The 25,342-nt window shown below is 38.2% G+C and carries 24 protein-coding genes; 9 read left to right on the top strand and 15 right to left on the bottom strand.

Annotated elements, in window-relative coordinates:
- Positions 1-51: 51 nt before the first annotated feature.
- Positions 52-726 carry an arylesterase gene (locus VGE44_RS00205; RefSeq protein WP_331075761.1) on the bottom strand — a complete coding sequence of 225 codons (675 nt, stop codon included), beginning with the start codon at positions 724-726 and terminating at the stop codon, positions 52-54.
- Between the two features lie 501 nt (positions 727-1,227).
- On the opposite strand from VGE44_RS00205, the gene VGE44_RS00200 reads away from it, so the two are divergent.
- Entirely contained in the window at positions 1,228-1,428 is a 201-nt protein-coding gene (locus VGE44_RS00200; protein WP_331075760.1) for a DUF2683 family protein, read from the top strand.
- A gap of 36 nt (positions 1,429-1,464) precedes the next feature.
- Here the strand turns inward: VGE44_RS00200 and VGE44_RS00195 are convergent, their stop codons facing one another.
- Entirely contained in the window at positions 1,465-2,445 is a 981-nt protein-coding gene (locus VGE44_RS00195; protein ID WP_331075759.1) for a GlxA family transcriptional regulator, read from the bottom strand.
- A gap of 158 nt (positions 2,446-2,603) precedes the next feature.
- Between VGE44_RS00195 and VGE44_RS00190 the strand changes: the two genes are divergently transcribed.
- From VGE44_RS00190 to VGE44_RS00180, 3 genes are all read left to right on the top strand, one after another.
- A complete protein-coding gene (locus VGE44_RS00190; RefSeq protein WP_331075758.1) occupies positions 2,604-3,047 on the top strand; it encodes an SRPBCC family protein in 444 nt (147 codons plus the stop codon).
- Positions 3,048-3,181: 134 nt separating this feature from the next.
- Positions 3,182-3,673, top strand: a complete 492-nt coding sequence (locus VGE44_RS00185) for an SRPBCC domain-containing protein (RefSeq protein WP_331075757.1) — start codon at positions 3,182-3,184, stop codon at positions 3,671-3,673.
- Between the two features lie 1,011 nt (positions 3,674-4,684).
- Positions 4,685-5,704 carry a virulence RhuM family protein gene (locus VGE44_RS00180; RefSeq protein WP_331075756.1) on the top strand — a complete coding sequence of 340 codons (1,020 nt, stop codon included), beginning with the start codon at positions 4,685-4,687 and terminating at the stop codon, positions 5,702-5,704.
- A 7-nt stretch (positions 5,705-5,711) separates the two neighbouring features.
- Here VGE44_RS00180 and VGE44_RS00175 read toward each other — a convergent pair whose 3' ends face one another.
- Entirely contained in the window at positions 5,712-6,719 is a 1,008-nt protein-coding gene (locus VGE44_RS00175; RefSeq protein WP_331075755.1) for a carbon-nitrogen hydrolase family protein, read from the bottom strand.
- 363 nt (positions 6,720-7,082) lie between these two features.
- Between VGE44_RS00175 and VGE44_RS00170 the strand changes: the two genes are divergently transcribed.
- Positions 7,083-7,802: an AAA family ATPase gene (locus tag VGE44_RS00170; protein WP_331075754.1), complete on the top strand. Its 720-nt coding sequence runs from the start codon at positions 7,083-7,085 to the stop codon at positions 7,800-7,802.
- Here the strand turns inward: VGE44_RS00170 and VGE44_RS00165 are convergent.
- The 12 genes from VGE44_RS00165 to VGE44_RS00110 form a co-directional block, all read right to left on the bottom strand.
- Positions 7,761-8,132, bottom strand: a complete 372-nt coding sequence (locus VGE44_RS00165; protein ID WP_331075753.1) for a helix-turn-helix domain-containing protein — start codon at positions 8,130-8,132, stop codon at positions 7,761-7,763. The genes VGE44_RS00170 and VGE44_RS00165 overlap by 42 nt on opposite strands.
- Before the next feature lie 447 nt (positions 8,133-8,579).
- A complete protein-coding gene (locus VGE44_RS00160) occupies positions 8,580-9,488 on the bottom strand; it encodes a DUF5655 domain-containing protein (RefSeq protein ID WP_331075752.1) in 909 nt (302 codons plus the stop codon).
- Positions 9,489-9,506: 18 nt separating this feature from the next.
- Entirely contained in the window at positions 9,507-10,163 is a 657-nt protein-coding gene (locus tag VGE44_RS00155) for a SprT family zinc-dependent metalloprotease (RefSeq protein ID WP_331075751.1), read from the bottom strand.
- The gene (locus tag VGE44_RS00150) at positions 10,163-13,225 is read right to left on the bottom strand and encodes a type I restriction endonuclease subunit R (protein ID WP_331075750.1); all 3,063 of its coding nucleotides are present in this window, start codon (positions 13,223-13,225) and stop codon (positions 10,163-10,165) included. Before VGE44_RS00150 ends, VGE44_RS00155 begins: the two co-directional genes overlap by 1 nt.
- Before the next feature lies 1 nt (position 13,226).
- Positions 13,227-14,543 carry a 5-methylcytosine restriction system specificity protein McrC gene (locus VGE44_RS00145; RefSeq protein ID WP_331075749.1) on the bottom strand — a complete coding sequence of 439 codons (1,317 nt, stop codon included), beginning with the start codon at positions 14,541-14,543 and terminating at the stop codon, positions 13,227-13,229.
- Entirely contained in the window at positions 14,536-16,338 is a 1,803-nt protein-coding gene (locus VGE44_RS00140) for an AAA family ATPase (protein ID WP_331075748.1), read from the bottom strand. Before VGE44_RS00140 ends, VGE44_RS00145 begins: the two co-directional genes overlap by 8 nt.
- Before the next feature lies 1 nt (position 16,339).
- The gene (locus VGE44_RS00135) at positions 16,340-16,834 is read right to left on the bottom strand and encodes a mismatch-specific DNA-glycosylase (RefSeq protein ID WP_331075747.1); all 495 of its coding nucleotides are present in this window, start codon (positions 16,832-16,834) and stop codon (positions 16,340-16,342) included.
- A gap of 1 nt (position 16,835) precedes the next feature.
- Positions 16,836-18,110 carry a restriction endonuclease subunit S gene (locus VGE44_RS00130; RefSeq protein ID WP_331075746.1) on the bottom strand — a complete coding sequence of 425 codons (1,275 nt, stop codon included), beginning with the start codon at positions 18,108-18,110 and terminating at the stop codon, positions 16,836-16,838.
- 1 nt (position 18,111) lies between these two features.
- Positions 18,112-20,175: a type I restriction-modification system subunit M gene (locus VGE44_RS00125; RefSeq protein ID WP_331075745.1), complete on the bottom strand. Its 2,064-nt coding sequence runs from the start codon at positions 20,173-20,175 to the stop codon at positions 18,112-18,114.
- Between the two features lie 302 nt (positions 20,176-20,477).
- Positions 20,478-21,614, bottom strand: a complete 1,137-nt coding sequence (locus VGE44_RS00120; protein ID WP_331075744.1) for a hypothetical protein — start codon at positions 21,612-21,614, stop codon at positions 20,478-20,480.
- A 122-nt stretch (positions 21,615-21,736) separates the two neighbouring features.
- Complete coding sequence (locus VGE44_RS00115; RefSeq protein WP_331075743.1) at positions 21,737-22,006, bottom strand: hypothetical protein; 270 nt, start codon at positions 22,004-22,006, stop codon at positions 21,737-21,739.
- Between the two features lie 93 nt (positions 22,007-22,099).
- Positions 22,100-22,288, bottom strand: a complete 189-nt coding sequence (locus VGE44_RS00110) for a hypothetical protein (protein WP_331075742.1) — start codon at positions 22,286-22,288, stop codon at positions 22,100-22,102.
- 437 nt (positions 22,289-22,725) lie between these two features.
- Here VGE44_RS00110 and VGE44_RS00105 point away from each other — a divergent pair, with 437 nt between their 5' ends.
- The 4 genes from VGE44_RS00105 to VGE44_RS00090 form a co-directional block, all read left to right on the top strand.
- Complete coding sequence (locus tag VGE44_RS00105) at positions 22,726-23,595, top strand: hypothetical protein (RefSeq protein ID WP_331075741.1); 870 nt, start codon at positions 22,726-22,728, stop codon at positions 23,593-23,595.
- 85 nt (positions 23,596-23,680) lie between these two features.
- On the top strand, positions 23,681-24,016 hold the full coding sequence (locus VGE44_RS00100; RefSeq protein ID WP_331075740.1) for an STAS-like domain-containing protein: 336 nt from the start codon (positions 23,681-23,683) through the stop codon (positions 24,014-24,016).
- A gap of 6 nt (positions 24,017-24,022) precedes the next feature.
- On the top strand, positions 24,023-24,607 hold the full coding sequence (locus VGE44_RS00095; RefSeq protein ID WP_331075739.1) for a PIN domain-containing protein: 585 nt from the start codon (positions 24,023-24,025) through the stop codon (positions 24,605-24,607).
- Positions 24,608-25,099: 492 nt separating this feature from the next.
- A partial coding sequence (locus tag VGE44_RS00090) for an ATP-binding cassette domain-containing protein (protein WP_331075738.1) occupies positions 25,100-25,342 on the top strand: 243 nt, incomplete at its 3' end.

The raw sequence follows: 25,342 nt of genomic DNA, 5'->3' as shown, positions 1-25,342 counted from the left end.
TTTAATGTTGATTGGTTGAAATGGCCCCGGGAGACCGGGGCCTTTCGTTTTTTAGAGGAGATCTTTCAATACCACCCAAACATTTTCGGCTAGTATTTTATGTCCTTCAGGTGTAGGATGAATACCATCGCTCTGATTCAGTTCAGGAACACCGCCAACTTTATCGAGCAGGAATGGGACCAATGCCATATTGTTTTTCTTAGCCAGTTCCGGAAAAATTACCCGGAACTCAGAAGCATATTTGCTCCCCATATTAGGGGGCACTTCCATGCCGGTCATTACCTGTTTAGCATCCGGATATTTAGCTTTTACCTGATCAATGATACTCTGTAGGTTCTTCCGGGTTTCAGTAAGCGGAATCCCCCGTAAGCCATCATTTGCACCCAGTTCAAGTACAAACACATCAACTTTTTGTTTCAGTAACCAATTGATTCGTTCTTTTCCGGCGGCAGTAGTTTCACCACTTAATCCGGCATTAATCACTTCATAAGGAAGATTTAAGGAATCAATTTTATTCCCGATAAGTGCCGGAAAGGCTTCATCAGGCTCTACACCGAGTCCGGCAGTAAGGCTATTTCCAAAGATGAGAATGGTTTTCTTTGTAGTTACACTTGCGACACTCAGGCTATCAGCAGTTTCGCTTTCTGCTTTTTTATTTTCACCATTACCACAAGCGCTGATAATAGCAAAGAAGAAAAGAATGCCGTACAATTTTATTTTGAACATAATCTTTGAATAAGGAAATCCGAAAATACAGATTTAGGGTTTTGTTTCCTAAAAGGATTTCAGACCCGATAGCTATCGGGTTACGAATTTACCTGGGCGTTTTGCCAGTTAAATTCGTCAGTCACATTTTGATTGAGCGACCCGATAGCTATCGGGTGACGAAATCGACTTTCTTTTCGCCCATGTGATTTCGTAAGTCGAATCGTTAAGACCCGATAGCTATCGGGTTACGAATTTACTTAGGCGTCATGCGTTTAAATTCGTCAGTCGCACCTTGATTGAGTGACCCGATAGCTATCGGGTGACGAAATCTATTTCCACTCGCACAGGTGATTTCGTAATTCGAACCTTGTATAATGGATAGAATGATTATTGTATGATAATTTGTAAATTTGATTTAATATCAGTGTATAACTAAAGAACTTAAAAAAGCTGCTGGGTAATAGTAAAAGATAGTCTGAGGTAACCTATTCATTAGAAAGATATTAACGAATTTGTATTATGGAAACCTACGTTGTGCGTCCCGATAAATTTCAGGAAAAGGCGTTAAAAGCATTTTTAAAAGCATTAGGAGTTCCTTTTGAAATTAATAAGGAAGCAAATTTACCTGCGCATGTAGTTTCAGGCATTAGAAAGGGCCAGGAAGATATTGAAGCAGGTAAAAGTATAACACTAGAAGAATTTAAGGATAAGATAGCGTAGCTTTCACAATCCCGAACGATTTTTGCCTATAATTCATTAAAGTTTAGTTGAATTATATTTATTCTGATATTCCATCGGTGATATCCCCGTAATCTTTCGAAAAACCTCCCTGAATGCCTTCAAATCCGAATATCCTACTTCATACATCACCTCATTTACGGTTTTCTGACTACTCTCAAATGCCCGTTTTGCCGCTTCAATTTTAACCCGCTGTGTGTATTCGCCCGGGGTATTGCCGGTAGCTTTGATAAACCGCCGGTCGAAATTCCGCCTGCTGACAGAGAATCTGGAGGATAATTCTTCAAAGGAGATCTTCTGGTGTAATTCAGCTTCAATATGGGCTTGTGCTTTTTTAACCACTTCATCACTGTGTAGTTTTTGTCCGGTGAAAATGGCAAAATCCGACTGGCTATTACGGTCCATTTCGATTTGAAATACTTTGGAGCAATAAATGGCAGTCTCCCTGTCGCAATATTTTTCTACAAGGTAAATCATAAGATTCAGGAAAGAATAGGCACCCCCATTCGTATAAATCCCGTTTTCATCGGTGATCAGTTTATCAGCCTGCAGATTTACCTCCGGAAACAGACTTCTGAAATTTTCGGCTGCAGCCCAATGTGTTGAACAACTTTTGCCATTCAGCAAACCACTTGAAGCCAATAGAAATGCGCCGGTGCAGATCGAAGCAATTTCAGCGCCCTGCTTGTATTGTCGTTCAATCCAGTCCATCATCACCTTATTTTGAGCTACCGCCTGCTGATAATTATGATTCAGTGAGGGGATAATTATCAGATCAGTACTACTGATTGCCGAGATATGAATATGCGGCTTAACGGCAAACAAACCCTCGTAATACTCAACTGTTTTCGAAATACCAGCTAATTGGATCCTTAACAATTCGCCCCTGCCCTTTTGCTGGCAATAGGCATTAGCCCTCAACAATATTTTGTAGGCACCAACAATGCTGCTGAGGTTATTGGCTTCGCCTGATGGGACAAGAATCGTGATATGTTTCATTTTGGTGATTGAGAAATTTATTGGGCATTAAAAAATAATACACATGTACAAAGCTAGTATACTGACTTGTCTATATCAACCCTCCATAATGTCTATTTAGCCACCTGCGGAAATGCTTAAAAGCAAATATTTTTGTTTCATACTAATCTAAGTGACCTATGACAACAAAAGACTTCACGCTAAGCCTGCTAACTGATCAGAGTCCCGAAAAGGTATTTCAGTCTGTTAATAATGTTCGCAAGTGGTGGTCGGGATATTATTCGGAAGAAATTATTGGTGACACAGAGAAGCTCAATGATGAGTTTAGCTTCAGCGCCGGAGATGGTGTTCATTTTACGAGGCACAAATTAGTGGAAGTAATACCCAATAAGAAAGTCGTCTGGCTGACTACAGAAAGCAAGCTGAATTTCATTCAAAAGCAGGACGAATGGACAGGCAGTAAAGTGATTTTTGAGATCTCCCAAATTGGAAACAAGACCGGGTTGGTTTTTACCCATGTAGGCTTAAGCCCCGAAGCAGAATGTTATGAAGCCTGTGCCCCGACCTGGACACAGTATTTGCAAGACAAGTTATTACCACTTATTAATTCAGATAATAATTAGTACCAGTTTACCTGAAATTCAACTGCTACCCTCAAAATTTCTTACCCGCATCGTCCAAAACCTAATACCTAATACCTATAACCTAACACCTATAACCTAACACCTAAAGCCTAATACCTAACACCTAACAACCCATGCAAAACAAAAGTTTCACCACAAACATCCTTGTCGACAAAAGCGCGGCAGCAACATTCAATGCAATTAAAGACTTTCGCGGCTGGTGGTCCGAAGAAATTGAGGGCAATACCGATAAGCTCAATGAAGAATTCTTTTACCATTACAAAGAAATTCACCTCTGTAAAATCAAACTGATTGAAGCCCTTCCTGCGAAGAAACTAGTTTATCTGGTGCTCGACAATGAGTTCAATTTCGTTGATGATAAGTCGGAATGGGTCAATACCAAACTTGTCTTTGATATCACAGAAGAAAATGGTAAAACCCTGGTACAGTTTACTCATGAAGGTCTGGTGCCAGAGTACGAATGTTATAAGGTATGCCATGATGCCTGGAGCGGCTATATCAGGAATAGCCTGTACAAATTGATCAGCATCGGCAAAGGGGAACCTAATCCTAAAGATGCGGATGGATTTAATGCGGAGCTGGCGGCGAAGTGGAAGTTGGGTTAGGTGTTAGGTATTAGGCATTAGGCGATAGGTGTTAGGCTTTAGGTGGTTTAACTATAAAGAAAATTTTAATTTAAATTCAGATCCTGATGATTCTCAGGCTTAAGAGCCTTCATCAAAACCCTTCAAATGTTTTGCCTCATTAATAAAATATTTTGTGATCCAATTTACCCTGCAAATTATAAAGCTGCTCCTTTCTGCCCGGCATCTGGAGCAGCTAAAAAATCAGGTTAAAAATCAGGATTTTTTGTAAATTTAATTCAAGCCCTGGGGAGCTCAGAACTCCGGGACTATTTTCCGTTTTAAGGCTAAAATAAGGCTGTCAGAAATAAGATTTCGATCCTGACAACATTGTGTTCAGGCAAAGTGCAAAATCTCAACAGAATTCTTTATTCAGGCCTTAAATTGAAACAGTGCGTTTCCAGCGCGTTTCTTCGGGAAAATTTACATTTTGTTCATGTAATCTACCTTAAAACGCATTTTTTATTCTTTTTCTTCGGAAAAATGTTCAATTCCTTCGAGTCCGCTTCGACTGCTGTTCGACTGCTGTTCGACTGGCCTTCGACTCGGGTTCGAGACAGATTCCTAACAGCTTCGTGACTGCTTCGACAAGGCTTCGACTGGCTTTCGGCGGCAAGCGAAGGGCACCCGAAGAGCTGCCGAAGGATTGGCGAATCAGGGAGGAATCAGGTACGAATTTGGTACCTGGCAGAGGGGTAAATTGATTGAAATTGCTACAAAAGTTGTGGATATTTTTTCATTATAATTAAATAATTAAACTTAAAAGGCATTTTTTTTATCTGCTTGATACCAATAACTAATTTCGATAGGGTAAATAGCTACTTGCGGACATCGGGCTTGATATAGTCAAAAGATTTCCCTCGTTCCTTATCAGCCATATTGAATTTATAAATTAAATTAGCATTGCAGATAAAATCAAAATCTAAAGAGTTTAAAAACTCATATTGTGTAAGAATTGTTGCTTTCAATTTTAAAAAATAGATAATAAGGCCTGTGAATACCAGCGAAATCATCATATACCAAAACCCTGAAGGCAACATCAAAATAGATGTGCGACTGGATGATGAAACGGTTTGGCTAACTCAGGCGCAAATGGCTGAACTTTTTGGCAAGGCTAGAACAACCATTACAGAGCATATACAAAATGTTTTCAAAGAAGGTGAGTTAGATGAAAATGTGGTGTGTCGGAATTTCCGACAAACCACTCAGCATGGTGCAATTCAGGATAAAACCCAGGACAAGGAAGTAAAACACTATAACCTGGACGTTATCATTTCAGTTGGATATCGTGTGAAATCCACTCAGGGCACACAATTCCGTATATGGGCTACACAGCGGCTCAAAGAATACATCATTAAAGGTTTTGCGCTTAATGATGACCGTTTCAAATCGGGCAGCTCCATGAATTATTTCAATGAACTGCAGGAACGCATTCGGGAGATAAGGATTTCGGAACGTTTCTTTTATCAGAAGATTAAAGATATTTATACCACCAGTATTGATTACGATCCCAAAGACGAAAAGACAATTGAGTTTTTTAAGGTAGTTCAGAATAAATTGCTTTGGGCTATAAGTCAGCAAACAGCTGCTGAACTGGTATATCGCAGAGTTGATGCAAGCTTGCCCCTACTCGGAATGCAGTCGTTTGACAAGAATAATACTGTCTCTATCAGGAAGGCAGATATAAGCATTGCCAAGAATTACCTGATCGAGAAGGAAATAAAACTACTAGGTTTACTCGTGGAGCAATACCTGGCTTTTGCAGAAACTATGGCGCAACAGCAAACACCCATGTATATGGCCGACTGGATTCAGCGATTGGATAGTATATTGCAACTCAATGGCAGAGAATTGCTTAACCATGCAGGAAAAATAAGTCATGAAAAAGCATTACAGAAATCAGAAGCAGAGTTTGAAAAGTATAAAATAACCCAAAAAGTAATTGAAAAGGAACAAAGTCTTAAAGAGATTGAGGAAGATATTAAAAAATTGAAAAAGGCCCCAAAATTCTGATTTTCATTTAAGGTAAAAGCATTTGCTTTTTCCTGAACATTCTGGAACGGTCAAAATAGGGATCCAGAAGTTCAATATCGAATTCTTTAACCATCTGCAGGGCAGTAATGGCTTTATCCTCACTGGTAATCATTACAGACCCCACTTTTCCGGGATCATGAATGCTTACTGCATCACCATATTTCGCTTTTAGCTTTTTGAGTTTATCCCAGTTATAATCCAGATGCGCTAATTCATAATCCAGGTTAATGGTGGCCAGCGTATAATTGAAGTAATTGGTGCTGGTTGCGACGATCTCTCCGAGCGGATTAAGAACTTCTGAGGGCAATTGCACAACTCCAATTGCACTTACAAAATAAGAGCGGCAGGAATAAGCCCATATTCCCTGCATCAGTCCGCCATGGTAAACTGAGGAAAAGAGCATGATATCAGGCTGCTGTTGTGCATATTTTGCACGCAATTCATCATAATTCAAATCAAAACAAATGGCCATTCCAACCGTACCGAAATCACATTGAAAAATCGGGGCCTGATCACCCGGGATAACTCCCTGCTCCATTTCAGGAATAGTTGGAAAGTTCTTGTGGTAAGTCCCGGCTATTTTTCCGGCCCTGTCTAATAAAATCAGGGAATTGCGAAGTCCTTTATCAGCATTATGTAATGATCCAAAGGCGATATAACAATTATTTTCCTTTGCTACCGAAGCAAAAAAATCTGAAAGCCTGTCTTTTCTCACATCGACATACAGTTTTTGCTCTGCAGTACTCAAACCTGTCGGCACATCACAAATTTCGGGCAATACAATCAAATCCAGTTTAGATTTAAGAACCTGATTTAGCTGTCCCTGCCAGAAACTAATCATTTGTTCCACTAAAACCTCCGGCGACTGATTTTTATTGATCGAAGGGGAAGCCCCAATCGTCGCGATTCTTACAGGTTTAGATGCCTGTGCCATTGGTATCAAAAATAAAAACAGCAGCAGGCTGGCGATGGTAAACTTTGATTGATTTTTCATAAGCTTGATTTCACTGTAAATTTAATGTTCCTCTTATATCCAAATCCTTTTCTTAAGCTTCAATCAGGATTTGTAAAACCAATATACAGCTTTAGGTGGAGAATTGGAATTGAAAAATACGGGGCTCTTAGCACCTATCTTAGAGTGAGGCGCATCTTCAATACAAGGGTTGGGCCTTTCCATCATTCTTAAATTCGATTAAAAAATGAAACAGAATTCCCTTATTACGGCTTTAAGGTAATAATAATGACCGTTTCTTATTTTTTAAACTCAATTTTGCAATGTCACACCAGTAATACCTAATACCTAAGGCCTAAAGCCTAACACCTAACACCTAAAAAAACCCCGTATATTCACTCCATTATGGAAGCAAAGCCATTCTTAAAAGAAATTATACTAAACTCTGAAAAAATAGCCGACAGAAGTGTATACCCATTTTCCATCCCGGCGCTTATGAATTTCGAGTCGCTTAAATTCCATCCTGATGTTACTTTTATTGTTGGAGAAAACGGTTCGGGCAAGTCCACACTCATAGAGGCAATAGCGCTCAACCAGGGCTTTGGTTTTGATGGAGGTACCAAAGGCGTTCAATATGACCCCAGGGAGAAAGTCTCAGAACTGCATTTTCACCTAAAGGCTATTAAAAGCTTCAGCAAACCTAACAACTACTATTTTCTTCGCGCCGAAACCTTCTATAAGGTCGCGTCTTATTTAGCCGAGATAGATCCCGACCGGGAATTTGGAGATTATCTTCACGAGTTTTCTCATGGGGAAGCATTCATGAAAACATTAGACAGGCTTGGCAGTAAAGGCCTCTATCTATTCGATGAGCCTGAAGCAGCATTATCGCCCAGCCGGCAGCTTGCCGCCCTGGCGAAGATTCACGAGCTGGCACAAAATAAAAATTGCCAGTTTATCATTGCCACCCATTCTCCAATCCTGCTCTCTTATCCCGGCGCAACGATTTTTCGACTCGACGAAAGCGGGATCACAGAGATTCAATATGAAGAGACCGAGCATTATTTGGTTACCAGGGAGTTTTTAAATAATTATAAGAGTATTCTGGGGAGTTTGTTGGGTTGAGTCTTTCCTGGAAATATCTGAATGGACTTCAATTCCTTTAATTTCAAACCTTAAGCCTAAAGCTGCCTGTATTCTGGCCAGAATATTAAAATTAGGCAAACGATCGCCACGAAAGAGCTGAGTGATATAGCTGGCAGAAGTATTTACTTTTTCAGCCAGGGTTTTTTTGCTCATCCCTTGCCTCTTCATAGCCATTTCGATTTCACTTAAAAATTGAAAAGATAATAATCGCGCCTCCTGTTCTATTAGTTCTTCTTCAGAAAAACTGCTGAACAGATCATCGAAAGATTTTTTAATTTGAATTGGGGTCAATGATTTCCTGGTAGTCATAGCTTGCTACTTTATGGATTATAGTCAATATTTTCTTATCGATTTTTTGTGTCTTCTTCCTTTTTAACAATTCAGAAGCTATTATAAAAGTTTTGTCTTCAAGTATAGAAAAATAGGTAGAGCAGAGCAATTAATGTTAGGGAACGGTAATGGAGCAGGCCGGAATATGATAAGCCTGACATAAGGTGAGTTCGATAAGCATTAGTATTTTTCAGGTTTCAACTGTAGTGAAGAATTGAGTGTTGAAATTTAACCCGATAGCTATCAGGTCTACTCCTACCTACTCTCACATTAATTTTGCAGCTACCTTATAAGCACGTTTATGAATGTTTAATGAGCGATTATGAGTAAGTTCTTTTATAAATAATACTATTTTGTAAGGCAAATGTATCTGATCTCAGATCTTGAACATATTAACCGAAAGCTGGATATGATTGGAAAAATCTATTATTTAATGGCTTGTTTTATCAAACTCATTATGTATTCCAGGTCTTTGTCTGATTCAACCTGTATCTGATAATCGCCATTGCCCCAATGCCCTTTTTCAGATACGTCTTCTGCAAGTTGCTTGGGATCATCTAACTTTCCTTTTTTTAAGTTAATCCATATTTTAAGAGAGTTTTTCAAAATGCATATATCTGTAAATACTTTGTTGTCTTTACGAAAACCGATTTCCATTTTCTTGGGTTTAATCTCAATGTCATCTGCCAATTGCAAAACCCCTTGTCTGAACTTTTGAAAGAGTTCTGCAATGAGTTCGGTTGTCTTTTGAATATGTTCCTCTTCGGTGTAAACCTTTATTTCTTCGGTTACTTTTTTGAGTGCTTCTTTATTTTGGGTTAGTGGTTTTATACTTTCTGCTGCATTTGATTTTTTTATTGGATTGATGATGATGGTATCATTCTCAAACTGCTTTACTTCCCACAACTCAATAGCGATGTCTTTGAAGTTGGTCGCCTGAACTTGGTTTTCGGTAAAGTTTGTTGATACAAAAGCAACCCTTGTCTGGCTCCAATCCACATCTTCTCTTTTCATATTTTGGTGTAGGCTTTCATTGTACTCCACAATGAAATCTGCTTTATTTTCCAGCATCAAACTGAGGTAAGTAAAGCCCTGGTCAACCACACTGATGCTTTTATCTCTTTTGTATTCTATAATGATAAAGGCACATGTCTGTGGATCATAAGCCAATGTATCTATTCGCTTGTTTTTAATGGTAAATTCACTTTTAACCAATACAAGCCCCATTATGGCAGACAGGTTTTCCTCAAAAACTTTTTGAATGTCTTTCTCCAGTTTAAAAGGTTTTTCTTTTACCTCCTTTAGTTTGCCAGTTTGGTTTGTGTATAATGCCATTTCTTTTTGCGTTTTGTTTTATAAACTGTTGCCGTATTTATCAAGCCAATTGATTGCATCCTTGTAATCGGGAAAATACGACTTGAGCATTGTCCAGAATTTGTGAGTATGATTCATAACAACTGTATGGAGCAACTCATGTACTATCAGGTAATCCATCACAAACATTGGGGCTTTGATCAAACGCCAATTGAGTGATATGTTCTTTTCTTTTGAACAATTGCCCCACTTCTTATGCTGATTGCGGATGTATAACCTATTGTATTTAAAGTTTAGCTTTCCTGCTAATTCTTCGGTGCGGCTTGCAAGGTGTTTCTTTGCAACATCTGTTAACCAAAGCTGCTGAACGGTTTTATCTAAAAGATTTCGCTTTGCCCTGATGGTTTTATACTCATGGTCAACGATTACTTTATGCTCATAGGTTGAATCATAAAAATAGGTGTACCTGTTTCCATATAACAATATTTGATTTCGTTGAAGGTTAATTTTTGACATGCCTTTGAAGAATTTCAAATGCCTGTCAATCCATCGTTGTTTTTTCTTTATCAATGCCTCCACATCTTCCTGAGAAAATGCCTGTGGAATAATTACACGAATACGGCCGTCTTCACTTACCCGTAATCGGGCATGTTTAACTTCCTTTTGTATCAATATGTAATTATCCGGTAACTGCATTAGTTTAAACTATAATTTACTAAGATGGCTTTCATTATTCTTTCTATCAGTTCTTCCTGCTCATCAATTTTCAATTCTTCAAATTTTGGATTAGCAGCCAATAGCTCAATGTCCGTTTGAAGTCGTTCGTACTCTCTTGGAACATCCTGCCATCCGATATATATTTTCTTTTTAATAACGCTATCAAATGCACTCAATGAAAAATCTCTTGTGAGTTCTTCGTTGAAATCTGCCTTTGAAGCGTTTTTAATCAGTGTAAATATTTCAAACGTACCTTTGTCAGGGAAACCCATACGCTTCGGTAATGATGCAACTTCATCCAGTTCTGAATACAAAACTCCCAACTGATTCAGTATTTCCTCTATTGCTAAACTTTGTTCCTGCTTTTGCTTTATCAGATCATCTAAGCGATTTTGGAACTCCACATAAATAGCTGAGTTGACTTCATTCTGCCTGATTACTGTTTCAATATCCCTGATGATTTTTTCAGCTTTATCAGAAGGATTCAGTTTGGTTTCTTTGAGCTTGCTCAAATAATCAGAATCAATTTTAATCTCCGGCAGATGGCCTTTAAAATTTATCAGCTTGGCGGTTTCTTGAATAAGTTTACGGGTTTTTGCTGCATAGATCTCCGCATCAAAATCTACACGTTTAAATTCTTCAAGGTATATTTCGTAAATCTCATTTAGCCACAAATACTTTTCTCTATGCTCCCTGAGTTTTGGATGTGGTGAAATTGATTCCCAAAGCTGAACTACTTCCCTAAAGGAATTTTCAAACTTGCCATGATCGAGTTCTGTCAGCTTCCTTACGATGTTCATTGTACACTCGTAACTGTCTTCCAATTGAATATCTTCAAATGGTTTGAAGGCATCATCCAATACTTTAGGGAAGGTGGCGACTAAACTTTCTACATCTTCAAATTCACCAATGTCTTCGGGGTCATAATTTAATGCCTCTTTGTAATTTGTAAATACACCCACGTAATCTACGATACGGCCAAACTCTTTTGATAACTTGGACACTTTATCATCATAGGGTCTGTTTGTCCGTGCAACAGCTTGTAAAAGGTTGTGGTCACGGATTGGACTATCGAGATACATGGTTTGCTCGATGGGTGCATCAAAACCAGTGAGCAACATATTGCATACAATGAACACTTTTAGGTTATTGCCTAATTTCTGTTCTTCCTCTGTAATCCTTCGCTTAAACTGCTTGACTAATTTTTTCCGTTCAGCATCCTCTTTGTAATGGTCTTTATAGAGTTTATATTTTTCACCTTCATCATAAGCACCTGTTGAAAAAATGATGGAGATTTCTGAACGGTCGAAATATTTAAGTAGTTCATTGTAATACAAAACACAGGCTTCTTTATCGCAAGCTACCACCTGGGCTTTGTAACCTTGCGGTTCAACTACATTTCTGTAATCCTCGGCAATATCTTTTGCCAGTGCTTCAATTCTTTCGGGGTGTTTCAAAAATACTTTCCATGCCTGAACCCTTTTCTCTACCAACCGCTTTTCATCTTCATCCAATTCAGCGGTAATTTCATCATAGCCCTGTTTTAGCTTTTCCTTATCCAAAAACCACTCCTGTGGTCCAAAGGTGTAACGTATGGGTTTGGTTGCTCCATCATCTATGGCATCCTGAATGCTGTACCTGTCAAGGTAATACTCATGCTCACCTTTTTGCCGCACTATGCCAAACTCCTGATGTGTCTTGGGGATGGGTGTGCCCGTAAAGGCGAAGCGTTTTGCATTGGGTAAAACCGCCTGCAGCTCCATTTGAAAATCGCCATACTGGGTGCGGTGGGCTTCATCAATTAGAATGATGACATTGTCCCGGGTATCCTGCCGGTTGCCTAATTCCCTGAACTTTTGAATGGTGGTAATAAACACCCCTGCCGGAGCTTTGTCAATAATGTATTTTAGGTCACCAATGTTGTTGACTGCTCTGGCATTGGGAAACTCACAATCGTCAAACGTGCCACCTATCTGCTCCCTCAAATCCTTTCTGTCCACCACAATGTAAACAGTAGGGTCTTTTAATTCTTTGCTCTGTCTGAGCTTAAAGGCAGTATAAAGCATAGTTAAACTCTTGCCTGAACCTTGTGTATGCCAGATTACACCCTGCTTTAAATCGGAATTGATTACCCGGTCGGCAATTTTGTTGGCTGCTCGCAACTGCTGATAGCGGGCTACCTTTTTTATAATTTTCCCTTCGGTTCTCTCAAACACCATAAAGTGTTTGAGAATATCCAAGACCTTTGCCGGTTGCAATAGGCCAATGATGCCCAATTTCATTCTTTCCAATACCTCACCATTTGGTAAACGGGCTACATCAAAGTGCCAGTAGGCATCTTCCGGGTCTTTGTAAACAAAACACAGGTCATTGCTCGGATCTAAAACCGGATTGGGCTGTGCAGTATCTATCAGATTACTTTTCCATTCATTGAAATAAGAAGAAGATGCTCCCGGAATACCATACTTGGCAATACGTCCATTGCAAGCCACGCCAAAGGCATGGCACATAAACAATTTATCAGCTCGTTGGTCGTAAGTGGAAAACTGTGCTACACCCTCTAACCAGTTTGTTCCTTTTCTAGCCCTCTGTTTTGCCTCGATGGGTACTATGGGAATACCGTTTACCAACAGCACAATGTCTGTTTTCACCATTTTATAACCTTGCACCCAATATTGATTGGTTACAATAAAATCATTGTTCCAGATGTCTTCAAAGTCAATAAAATGCACATCAATATCATCGCCCTCCACTGAAATAGTGACATGGGAAGCTAGTTTATCCAGGAAAGCCTCATTCCCTAAGATAGGTATTGGGTTATTCAGGTTTTGAAGCAATTGTTCCACCGCTAACCTGGCAACTGCCGGAGTGATATTGTTAATCTGTGCTGTCTTCTCAATAAGAATAGGTTCCAGCACCGGATTGGAAAATGGGCGGTTATACGCTTTCAAATCATCATTGCTTTTGAAAGTCCATCCCATTTTGCTGAGCCATTCGGTTACGGGTTTTTCAACTCCTTTTAATTCTGATAGTTTGCCCATGTTATGAAATGCTTTTTATGATGCGGTTTATAAATGCTGCCTCAGCCTGAACGTGCTTTTCATTATCTTCACCTTCAGATAGCTCTATGCCATCAACTGAGAAATTCAGTTTAACGCCTTCTTCGTTAATCAGGTGAGGACTTTTATATTCATCAAAATTTGGTGAACAAGAAATAGGATAAAGCAGACCACCCGCCTTAACCGTTTTGTGGTTTAACTGATATTGGATGTAGGTGTGAATCTGAAAAAAGTCGGAACGGTCAACATCATAATATCTACCCTTCATTTGCTTATATTTGGCATCCCAAATCGCTATCTCATTCTCTTTTTGGAAAACCAAATCCGGAATCAATTCTCTTTGGAAGAAATACCCCTTGTATGCCACCTGCTTTTCTTTTTCGTTCTTGCTTCTCCAACCATGCGGCAAAAGATGTTTTTTTAAGGTGGCTCTGAGGTATTGCTCCCAAACTTCGGCCATGTCTATAAAGAACCCGAAGCCCTGCTTGGCCTTATCCTGTTTTAAGCTGAACTGTTTTCGCTTGATAATGTCCCAAGACAAATCCACTACCGGCTTCCAGCTTAAATAAATGTCCTTGTACTTGATATTTCTGTAATCGCTTTCGCTTAGGTGAACTTTATTCTGTACAACAGTGTGTATCTGATTTATGGCATCTTTGGCTGAATCGGGGATATTGATTTTGCCCATATCAAAATCTGATTTCAGAATTTGGTAAGCCTGAAAAATTATTTGAGCTATATGCTCATCCACCTGCTTCTCCCGATAAGATGAAATTACCTCACTGTTTTGGTGTAGAGGCTTTATTGATCTCCTCACATCCAAACGCCCCCTTATGGTTTGCCCCTTATGTTCTCTTTGTACCTGTGTTTTAGGAACACCATGCAAATTGGCGTTCGCCAATTTTTGCAACCAGATAAACGCTATGATACGCTTAATGTAATGCTGCCAGTCAACACTTTTACTGGTTTGGCTTGCCGAAGTAGTAATCCGAATATTGAAAATTTCTTCCAACATTCTGAAAAGCACTTTTTCGCCAAACCTTGGCTTAATGGTAATTCTATATCGATGATTGTCACATTCAAAATCTGCCTCACCCACAAACCTGCCAGCAGTCCATTGATTGCTGCGGTAATCGTACTCTACTAATTTACTTTCATCATTTGCATTGTACTCGGCAGAAAACCAAAACACATTCTTGCTTTGCGATTGCATAAACTCCTGTAATACATCGCCAGTTACCGCTTCGGTATCGAAGGGCAAGCAATCAAAAGCGGTTATATGTTTTAATGATTCATCCATTAATATAAACAGCTTCCATTGATTTTATTTTTTCTTTCCTATCATCCTTTTCCATATTGCCCAAAAAAGCTTCGAGCATTGGCTTAATTGAAATATCCCAAAGAATTTTCACTGGCCCATTAAACTCGAATATGCTACTCAACTTTCTTCCCTGAACATCCTCAAATCGCTTGAATATTTCAACAATCTCAGCAAAAAAAGTGTGGCCAATATGATATTGTGTCCCCAATTCTTCGGCTTCTGTTATCTTGTTATTTAAGTTTGTGCTGTTACCAATGAATCGCTCTAAATCATCAGCACTAATTTTGTTTAGCAAATCCCTTTGTTTAAAATGTATAATTTCTCTGAGTGAATCGGCACTAAAGCCAAAGGGAAACCATACGAATCTTCTTCTCAATGCAAAGTCTATTCTCTCAAGAGAGAAATCAATTTCGTTCATTGTGCCAACTACGTACAAGTTTTCAGGAACCTTTAAAATAAATTCACCTACCGACAATTTTATTTCTTCATTTCTATTTTCAATAGCCGAAAAGAATTCACCAAATAATCGAGATAAATCCACACGATTTATTTCATCCAAAATCAGTATGTGTGGATAATCATCAACTGCCACTTTATCTTCAATGAGTTTTAGCAGATCTCCCTTCTGAGGAATTGTTTTACCATCAACTAATTTTATTCCGCCAATAAAGTCTTCATAATTGTAGTTGGTATGGAGTTGTAAGCGATGTATACGATGGCTGACTATTCTTTCTATTTCCTCTTTATTACTGACGGTTTTTAAATAATCCTGAAGATTACATTTAGGTAAATGATGTCTTAGAATAGCATTCTCTGCTATTTGTTTTGCAGAATATGTTTTACTTGTTCCCGGAGGGCCATATAAAACTATTGCACGTTTGTATAGTAAAGCTGTTAATGGATCAAAATCATATTCATATGAGTTAGCTTTCCCGCCCCATCCCCAAATATTACCAACGTAATTGTCATAAAAAGTAAATTCATCATCCTTAAGTATTTCAGCAACTATGCCTCTGATATACAAAATTTGTTCTTCTCTGTTTTTTGCTTTTATGTCTGCAGGGGCTTCTTCTATGAAAATATTAAAGGCGTTTCTAATTCTGTCCTTGTGACTGTCTGATGCTACAGGTTCATATTTATCCGGATTGCTTAAATGAAGTAAAATGTTGTACATAGCCAATTTCCCTTCAGGTGTATGCTTCCAAACAGTATCATCAACTATTCCACTGTGTTCGCTATCCCAATTGAAACGAGACTCCAGACACATGTTTTCGATCATCTTTTTTGCATCATCAAGAGTATTAATTGACTGATCCGCAACTTTTAATTTAAGTTGTTTCATTACCAACAATAGGAATGAGATTTCCTTATGTTTTCTAAACTTTATGGAAGGGCCGGCATCGCCAAAACCACCATCAGGGTATATATCTTCTTTTATCGGAACCCTTTTGGCATCGCCTAATATCCAGGATGCAACATTCTTCTTGTAACTTTTCTGAAAATCGCCAGGTGACATACACCATAACCAATTTACATGTGCAAACGAAAGTACGGTCTCGTATGGTGCACCATCAAATTGCCTTCTAATTTTATTCTCAAATGAATCTTTTCCTTCGATCACCTTTACGATAAACCGATCTATACAATCGTCAATAGCTTTTAAAGTTATAACGTCCTTTTCATCCGTTAAAAAGCTGTCGTTTGTGAGAATACACGTAGAGATAAATGCATCAAACAGTTCATATACTTTATAGTCTGCCCAATCTGGTTTCATATCAATTGATTATATTTTTCAAATATTGCCAAATACATTCTTCCCAATGTTTTCTCCCAGCTGACGAGGTGGATGGAGCTACATACAGCTTTGTATTACCGATAGTTTTATCCTGCAAGCCATAACCTACCTGCTTTGTGTATTTGAGGTTGAAATATACTTTGGCCACTTCTTTTCCGTTAAAGCAAACCAACTGCGGTTGGTATTGTAGTATCTTTTGTTCAAAGCTTTTGGCATCGTAATGTTCTTGCTTCAAATCTTTGTCCATGCCAAAATGGTGCTTTACCAAATCGGTGAGGCCGATGCCATAATCCAATAAATTTGGAAATTCTACAGGTGTAAGGATACGTGGTGTAAAACCACAACTTGAAAGGGTTGGATAAAACAAGTTGCCGGAACCGGCATAGTATGCCTTTCGTTCGGCAGACTTATTTCCTGCGGCTGTACCGCAGAAGACAATCTTCAAGTTATCTTTTAGCAAGTCAGGCAATATCATTTCATATTTCGTTTAAAATATTTTCAATTTTGCTTAAATCAACTCTTACCTTTCCGGTAAGGAGGTTTTGCATCAGACTTTTTTTGAGACGCTGAATAGTAAAGACCTTTTTTTGCTTTTCTTTTAGAAATGCATCTAGTGATTTAATTTTTGATGAAATCTCTGATTGGTCTGTATCTGGAATTAGAACCCATTTCTTTAAAAGCTCACCTCGGCTGACATTAGGAAATGTAGTTCCTGCACCTTTGGCTTCAGCAAGTATTTTCTCAGAAATTGTTACAAGTGTGTAATAGATGAAATCAATATCACTTCCTTCTTTTGCCCTTATTGCAGCAATACCTCTGCCTATACAATACTCTTGGTCAGCTATATTCATTCTACCCGTACTTGAACCTCTTACGGTAAAAAGTATATCACCTATTTGGCAAAGCTTGGTCACCTTAGTTGTAAACTGAACAGGAATAGGATGCAAATCTGTGAATTCAGTAGGGCCATTTAGCATAGGAGTACCAATTCCATCTTCATTATAGAACTCCCCACTTGGAGATTGACCAGCTACAATATCAGCTATTTCTGATAACCTGCCCCAATGCCAACTAACAGGACAATTACCAAATTTATCATGCTTGTAAAACTCATCTTCCTTCCGCCAGGTGCCATCGGGTTTTAACTTGCCGGTAAGCAGGTTTTGCATCAGGCTTTTTTTGAGTTTCTCGGCTGCCTTTATGCTGTTTTCGGTGGCCTTGATGGCTTCATCTACTTTTGAAAGGATGGTGGCGATGGCTTTTTGTTCGACTTCATTATCTGGATATTCAATATCCATATTTCGCAAGTAGCGTATATCAAGATTACCTAAACCAGTTGTGCCTTCAGAAACAGAGGTAATTCGCTCCTGAACAACATGAGATGAAAACCATTGAAAAAAGTATTCCGGAGTAATATCAGCATCTTGTTTTGGTTTAAATGCTGTGAGAAATGATGCGAATAAATAATCAGTATCATCACTTATGAATATTGCATTTCCTATTCGCTTTCTATTTCCATTGGAGCTTACCGCAATTGTCCAATCCTTGCTAACACTTTTTTCTTTTCTATCTCTATCTTTAACATCCTTCAGATATAATTTACTTGATAGATCTAATTTCTCCTGAATGTTAGTTACAGTCAATACACGAACAGTACCTTGTTCAGGCTTATCTAACTCTTGTTCTTTGCCCCAAGTGTAGCCGGACTTATGTTCAATTAGTTTTTTAAATTTCTCTTGTTTAAATCCCATCTTAATTTTGAATTAATGCGTTTTCAAGAGATGTAATTGTTTTTTCAAAGGAACTTTCAGCTGCTACCACCAATTTGAAGTCTCCTATTGCCTGTAATAAATCAATTTCCTCTTCGGGTTCAAATGTGTCCACATAGCGGGGTATGTTTAGGTTAAACTCGTTTTCTTCCAATTCTTCCATATCCACCACTGAGAAATACCGTTTTCGTAATTCAGGGTCTTGCAACATTGTCAATAATTCCTGTTCTACTTCGTCAATAGCCTTCCGTTCTTTGGCAGCCTGTCCATGTGCTGTTAAAATCTTATCTGCTTTTTGGTTCAGTAATTTTTCCAGGCTGCTGTTAGCCGTTTCAAGATTTTTAAGCTCGGTTTTAGTCGCTTTCTTTCCTTCGGCTTCTTTATCTGAAATGATCTTGTTTATTCTTTCGGCCTTTTTAGTATGGATTTCAATAACCTGATGATAAAAGTCTTCTATTTCGGATAGTTTAAATCCAAGGTCTTCTTGTATCAAAGTCCATAACCTTGTTTTTTGGGTAGCAATATGCTCTTTGGCCAATTCTACATCACCCCAGCTTTCCAATATAGTTGAAATGCGAAGCATATCATGAGGCAGCAGCACATTCATGTTGGGTTCTTCTTTGTACCAACCCTTTTTTGCTGCGTACACCATCAGCACTTTGTCCTTGCGATTCTCTGGCTTGTTTTTATTGATAAAGAGGATAGAGCCGGGGATGGTAGTGCCATAAAACAAATTGCCGGGTAATACCACCACGGCATCTACTATATTGTGCATGGCAGTAAACTCACCGTTGCTGTCAATAGGCCCTTGCAAAAAACCCCTGCGTATCAAATACTCATCATCTGCTTTTCTGTTTTGTCCGTCTTCTTCTTCTGTTTTTGCGGGTTGCCCTCTGAACAAAACACCCTGCGGACAAACCACACCTGCTTTGCCATCATCTTTTAAGGAAGCCACAATGTGTTGCAGAAAAGCAAAGTCACCATTGGAAAAAGGTGGATTGCCATACACAAAACGTTCATAAGGGTCGTTGAAATCTTCTTTTCCGGGATATTCCAATTGGGGGGAGCCGTCTTTTTTATTTACGGTTTTGCCTTTTGCATCTTTCTTAGGCTCACCATTCTTCCACCAATTCTCCTGTGAGAAAGGGAAATTGGCCATTGCCAAGTCGAATTTTTTTATCTCCAGTTCATTGTCTTCCTCTTTAAACTTTGGGTCGAGAATGGTATCGCCTTTTTCAATTTTGGCATCCAATCCGTGCAGGATCATATTGATGTTGGCAATCGCCCAGGTGTTCCATACATCTTCCTGGCCATATAAGCGAATAGCTTTTTGATTACCATAGTTTATTTTGCAATACTTGGCGGCATCAATTAGGAAACCACCGGACCCACAAGTAGGGTCGTACACTACATTGCCACTTTGCGGCTTTAGGTAACGTACAATTATATCCCGTACTTCGGTTGGGGTATAAAACTGCCCCGCAGTTGTGCCGCCTTTGTTTTCATCGGCAAAGCGTTTAATTAAATATTCGTAAGCATCGCCCAATACATCCACACTGGCGTTCTTGTTGCTCAGGTCAACCGCATCGAGGTAGCTCACCAATAGAGAAAGGACTTCAGGGCTTAGCTTCTTACCGCCGGAACCATCCGGTGCAGGCTCGTTCCAACGAACGGTATTGATAACCCCTTTGAGAAAAAACCTACCATCTTTATCTACATTGGCTTCAGCAATGCCATTTACAGCTTTGTGCAAGAATTCATTCTTTTTGTCAATGGTTGCTTCCCGCACATCTTTCCAAAAGCAACCTTCAGGGATTTTGAAGTCATGCTTTTTCTTGTAAATAACGGCTTCTTCCTTGGCTGTTGGTAGTCGGTCGTGTTCCTTCTCAAATTCTGCAATGGCATTTTTGTTTTCCCATTCGTAGTTGTCGGAAAGACGTTTGAAGAATAAGAGTGAAAGGATATAGGCTTTGTAGTCCTCTACCTTATCTCTTAATATATCGGCCATTCCGAAAAGGGTACTGCCCAGGGCTTGTTTAGTTATCATTTATCTATTTTACAATTAAACTCTATTGATTTCTTCTAGCAAAACTAATATAAAATAGCTCGTTATAGGATTCTATCAAACTTGACTCATTAAATAAGATTACTGAAACAGGCATTGTTATGATCCAATCCTTCCAATCCAAAAATCAGCATACTTCAAATTATTTATAAAATGTTTTTGACGTATGAAACGGTATGTGAAATCAAATTATATTTCGTGGGTAGAGTCAATGTACCCCCCCTTATGCAATAGCAGAAAAATGATTAACCAACGATTCAGATAAAACAAATCGGCATTGAAATTCAAGATCTACTCGTCGCCAGGAGCTCAGTGACGTAATCAGGCACTTTTTTTAAAATAAAGCTATCATCGCTCACAATTCTGTCACCAAAAAACACTTTAAACCTCTCCTTTTCGTCATTTAAGTATTTACTTCCTGGATACAAAACCACTTCGACTTGGGTAGTTTTAGGGATACACCGAGATAGCAACTGCCGAATTTCAAAATCTGCCATAGGCAATGAATAACCAATAAATACAACTTTCGACGCCTCTGCCAATTCAATACCGGCATTCTGCCATACTAATTGGATTTGTATGTTGCTCAAATCCTTAAGAAAGGTTGGGAGAAGCAAATTGCCTTTCAATCTTATGTTATTAGTATTGTTAAATTTATAATTGATTTTACAGTGCTTACAGAACTTAGGTTTTCCTAAAATTTGCTTTTCGTTATATTTGATAAACATCCTTTGACACATTGGGCAGTGTAGCCAATTCATTGATCCATGAAGCTTCAAATATTTTATGTTATACCCTGATTTGCCTAAGGCTAATAAACCAGGTTTTATGTGATGATCATCCTCTAATGAACTGATATAACAACAATAATCGATAACGGCTAATTTTTCACCACCATTTATTTCTTCTTCCTCGCAAAATTCCTTAACCAACGTGTTTAAAGAATTATCCAATAGAATGTCCCAGTTTGTAGTGATTACAGCGATATTGTCATTCTTTATATCAGTCAAACGACGTCGGGCTATGTTATTCAAATAATTTGCATAATCATCAATGTATTCTTTTTCATTTTTCCGGTCCACTCCAAACTGTATAGAAGCGCCCATCAATCCATGAAACCCCTCTCGAATTCTTACCAATTCCTTAACATCATGTTTTTTAAATGACTTTCCATTTGAAATGCATCTATCAATAGGCGTAAAAACATCTTCTAAAGCCACCGCGTTCCATAAGGATTCTGGTACGCCTAAGTCATCTTCTAAAAATGATATAAACTCCTTTCTAGCCTGTGACAGTTCGACTGTATCTACATATTTCTCTTCAAAACCTTTGCTTAAAATAGTTTGAATTATACCGTTTTGAATAGGCCCTCCTGCGTCTGCAGAAAAACCTGCGCCCAAAAAATAAACTGTTTTATCCATTAGTTTTTTTTTATCATTTATACCAACGCTTTATTTTTTTAAAGTCAGGTTTTTCAACTCAGGTCAGTGTGTTAAAATGGTTTGCTGTGGCTTTCGGAGCTGTTTTCATGATACTTAAGTTATTATATTTTACAAACCTTACAAGCCACATTCCCTGCCGCCACAGCCTTCTTCAGCGTCGTCTTAATCTTACTCTGATTCAAATACCTGCAGGAAGATTTATGATATTTTGTTCCGGTATTGGTTATATAAACAACCGTCTCCTGGTTTCTATTAACAGCATAAGAAAATGAGGAATATCTTGCGGGTTCAGCCAGCAGGCTCTTTACAGAAAGAATGAAAGCAGCACACAGAACAAGGTCCCGGAAGTACCGCAGGTTAAGATTTTTCAAATAAGAGTGCGTTTTAGTTAATTAAATTTAGGATAAAGAAACCGTTAATACAAATAAAACTACCGTTTACTCATTGATTTACAAATACTTATACTAGGCAATACCTGCTTTCATCTGCTGCAGGTCAATGTTTAGATTAGGCAAATGATGTTTGGTGTAAAATGCACTTATACATTTTATTCCGGATTCATTCCTTCTATTTCTCCTCTTGCTGTTGCTGCCTCTTACCATTTCGAGGATATCCTCGTAAAGGTCGGCTTTTGCTTTCCACTCGGTAGGCACGTGTTTCTTTAACCATTCTGTGAGGTATAAAAAGCCTTATTGAGCTTATTTAAATACTTTGTATAAATCCCGGTACTTCTTGCCCAAAACTGCTGTGAGTTGGAGTTTTGTATATGCTTGTTCATATTGCTCATAAGAGCATTTCATACTCCACATATAGGCGGATGAAGCTTCATAAATGCTGAAATATAATGTTTCTTCTAACCACAGATTTTTAAATATACAGCCAGGTTTTTAACTTACAGGCAAGTAGGGATTGGTGCATCCTCCTATACGATTAACCAGAGATAAACTACTTTACAATTGTTTCTTCCATTTATTTTAAAAAAGATGATGATTTGATTGAAAAAACCAATTCAATTTATCAGCATATTTATACCGATTGGTTGTTAGGACTAAATAGTATTTAAAACAAAGGATATTAAACGTATTACGAGGTGATTGAAATAAATCTTGGTGAAGACTCCATCCTGACAGATTTCTCTGGTTTTAGACAGCTTTTAAAGTTTTATGAAACTTGTCGCAAGTATGAAGGTACTACTGTTGACATTAAGCTAGACGATATCAGATGGATAGATGGTAACCTGTGTGCATTTTTGGGAGCACTATTATACCGACTTAATAAGGAAAATCAATTACTGTTTTCAATAGATGCTAAGCAGGTTGCTGAAAAATGCGGTATCTTATTTCATAATAATTTCATTCAGGTTGAACAGAATCTTGATCAGTATCATAAAAAAAGCTGTATACCTTATCAGGGCTTTTTTCCACAGCAGAAGGATGAGTTTATAGATTATCTGGAGAATGAATTACTTATTCACTCTGCAATGCCTAAATTCTCAGAAGAAACTAAAGAGAAATTGATTGATGATCTTACTGAAGTATATGCAAACATAGATAAACATGCTGAAACTGGCAATCCTTTTTTTGTCTGTGGACAGCACTACCCGCAACAACAAAAAATCCACTTTACGATCTGTGACTTAGGGGTGGGTTTTTATAAAAAAATCAAGGAGCGTCAACCTGATAAAATTAAATCAGACGGGGATTCAATTTTATGGGCCATTGAAGGCAACAGTACTAAACCTGATGCGCCTGGTGGAAGCGGACTGAAAAACCTGCATAGTTATTTAGATGAAAATAATGGAGGCCTTCAAATCTACACAGGCGAAGCTGGCTGGTGCAGTAAAACAATGAAATCTGGATCCATTTATCCTAATGGGATTACTAGTCTTAGAAATACATATATAGGCTCTGTAATAAGTTTGGAGTTCAATAAAAAATCATTACTTTCAGGAAAGTTTTAAGATTTGATATTTAAACTTATCTTTGTACCCTTGAAAACATTCTACTATAATTTTCGTTATTGTATTGAAAAACAAATCCTTAGCAATGAAAATTAGTGTCATAAATATTCTTAATAGCTCTAATGCCTCTCTTCACGATGATGGCATTAAAGTATATAATGAAATAAGAAAGAATTTCGAATCTTCTCAAAAGGAAGAGGTGGAAGTAGACTTTTCTGACATTAAACGCTGTTCCACCTTATTTCTAAATGCTTCGTTCGGTAAATTGTTAGCCGATTTTGGGGAAGAAGAAGTTAGAAAATATATCCATCCAGTTAGTTATACACAGATTTTGAACTTTATGCATAAGTACACCGATATGTGGGATAACTTCGTGAACAAGGAAAATTATCAGGCCTACCGTGAGGAAGCCCTTGCCTAAAACACCTTGAACATTGTCAATTTACATAATAATAGCAATCCAAAAGATTGCTATTATATTTTAGACAGTAATGTTTGGCTTCCTATATTGGGTATTGATGACGAACCTGTAAACCAGCATTATAAGATATTCTTTGACAAAATCTTCAAGCTTGAGAACGCGAAAATAATTCTTTGCTCGCTACAGTTAAGTGAAATCCTTAATCGCTTATTGCGATTTCATGCAAGAAAGTCTTACGATGGGAAGTACAAAAACAGATCAGGGTCTCCTAAATTCACCGAATTCTATAAATCAGAATACCGGGGTAGTGACCAGTGCGAACTACAATATGCGAGTATCATTGATGATATTGAAGGATATTTCTCTCATATAGCTTTTAAAGATCTTACAAACACTGAGTTTTCAGAACTAACATCTTTTGACTCTAAAAAATTGGATTTTAACGATCACTATTTATACTTGTTAGCAAAACAGGAATCAGCAATCATTATCACTCATGACGCTGATTTCCTAGGCCTGGATACCGAAGTTGGTACCTACAACTTGAAATTGTATAAGGCTCATACTGATTCGATCAAACCCAAAAATTAAAGATGATTTGCCTGCCAATAAAGAATAACTGGCTTTCTATGAGCCTATATAAGTTTAAAGGTGATAATTGGCAAATTTTCATTGCCATTCCCCAATCCTGAAAATTAAGTAAAAGCTTCCTGTTTGCTGCCACTTTGTTGATACCTTCTTGATACCTTGTTCGGCTATTATTGTGCTGGGATAGCCAAAAATGCATTTTAGCCCAAGAAAAGCTCAACAAGGTATCAACAAAAGCCCTTTTTTAGACTGTTTTTTGATTTGGTATAAAAACCGCTCTGAAATGCAAAATGGTTTTTAGCCCGCGGTTTTAAAACTACAAGGTTTGCAACAGGGGATAATGAGGCTCTGTTAAGGATTCAATAAATTTGTAACATCCCCCACCCCTCACCATCCAAGAATATGAGAAGATTTTTACAAAGCAGGTCAGGCTAAGACCTTCATTTTGTTTATTTTGCGAAGATTGCTAACCCAATATTAATTTAACCAGACAGTTTGGACATTATACTGAATATTCAGAATTTGAGTAAAACTTATCAGAGCGGGGGGCGTACGCTGACCGTTTTGGATGATATAAGTTTTGCAATAGAAGCGGGCTCGACTATGTCGATCGTCGGTCCTTCGGGAAGTGGTAAAACAACGCTCCTTGGTTTATGTGCAGGTCTCGATCGCTCGACTTCAGGCATCGTGGAACTGAATCATATCCGCCTGGATAATCTGAACGAGGATCAGCGGGCT

It is taken from the genome of Daejeonella sp. (assembly GCF_036405355.1).
Classification (GTDB): domain Bacteria; phylum Bacteroidota; class Bacteroidia; order Sphingobacteriales; family Sphingobacteriaceae; genus Daejeonella.
This window is presented reverse-complemented; position numbering and strand designations above follow the sequence as displayed.

Bases quoted from the DNA above. Each gene is read 5' to 3' on its own strand.
- VGE44_RS00205 (WP_331075761.1), bottom strand. From the start codon at position 726: ATGTTCAAAATAAAATTGTACGGCATTCTTTTCTTCTTTGCTATTATC.
- VGE44_RS00200 (WP_331075760.1), top strand. From the start codon at position 1,228: ATGGAAACCTACGTTGTGCGTCCCGATAAATTTCAGGAAAAGGCGTTA.
- VGE44_RS00195 (WP_331075759.1), bottom strand. From the start codon at position 2,445: ATGAAACATATCACGATTCTTGTCCCATCAGGCGAAGCCAATAACCTC.
- VGE44_RS00190 (WP_331075758.1), top strand. From the start codon at position 2,604: ATGACAACAAAAGACTTCACGCTAAGCCTGCTAACTGATCAGAGTCCC.
- VGE44_RS00185 (WP_331075757.1), top strand. From the start codon at position 3,182: ATGCAAAACAAAAGTTTCACCACAAACATCCTTGTCGACAAAAGCGCG.
- VGE44_RS00175 (WP_331075755.1), bottom strand. From the start codon at position 6,719: ATGAAAAATCAATCAAAGTTTACCATCGCCAGCCTGCTGCTGTTTTTA.
- VGE44_RS00170 (WP_331075754.1), top strand. From the start codon at position 7,083: ATGGAAGCAAAGCCATTCTTAAAAGAAATTATACTAAACTCTGAAAAA.
- VGE44_RS00165 (WP_331075753.1), bottom strand. From the start codon at position 8,132: ATGACTACCAGGAAATCATTGACCCCAATTCAAATTAAAAAATCTTTC.
- VGE44_RS00160 (WP_331075752.1), bottom strand. From the start codon at position 9,488: ATGGCATTATACACAAACCAAACTGGCAAACTAAAGGAGGTAAAAGAA.
- VGE44_RS00155 (WP_331075751.1), bottom strand. From the start codon at position 10,163: ATGCAGTTACCGGATAATTACATATTGATACAAAAGGAAGTTAAACAT.
- VGE44_RS00150 (WP_331075750.1), bottom strand. From the start codon at position 13,225: ATGGGCAAACTATCAGAATTAAAAGGAGTTGAAAAACCCGTAACCGAA.
- VGE44_RS00145 (WP_331075749.1), bottom strand. From the start codon at position 14,543: ATGGATGAATCATTAAAACATATAACCGCTTTTGATTGCTTGCCCTTC.
- VGE44_RS00140 (WP_331075748.1), bottom strand. From the start codon at position 16,338: ATGAAACCAGATTGGGCAGACTATAAAGTATATGAACTGTTTGATGCA.
- VGE44_RS00135 (WP_331075747.1), bottom strand. From the start codon at position 16,834: ATGATATTGCCTGACTTGCTAAAAGATAACTTGAAGATTGTCTTCTGC.
- VGE44_RS00130 (WP_331075746.1), bottom strand. From the start codon at position 18,110: ATGGGATTTAAACAAGAGAAATTTAAAAAACTAATTGAACATAAGTCC.
- VGE44_RS00125 (WP_331075745.1), bottom strand. From the start codon at position 20,175: ATGATAACTAAACAAGCCCTGGGCAGTACCCTTTTCGGAATGGCCGAT.
- VGE44_RS00120 (WP_331075744.1), bottom strand. From the start codon at position 21,614: ATGGATAAAACAGTTTATTTTTTGGGCGCAGGTTTTTCTGCAGACGCA.
- VGE44_RS00100 (WP_331075740.1), top strand. From the start codon at position 23,681: ATGAAAATTAGTGTCATAAATATTCTTAATAGCTCTAATGCCTCTCTT.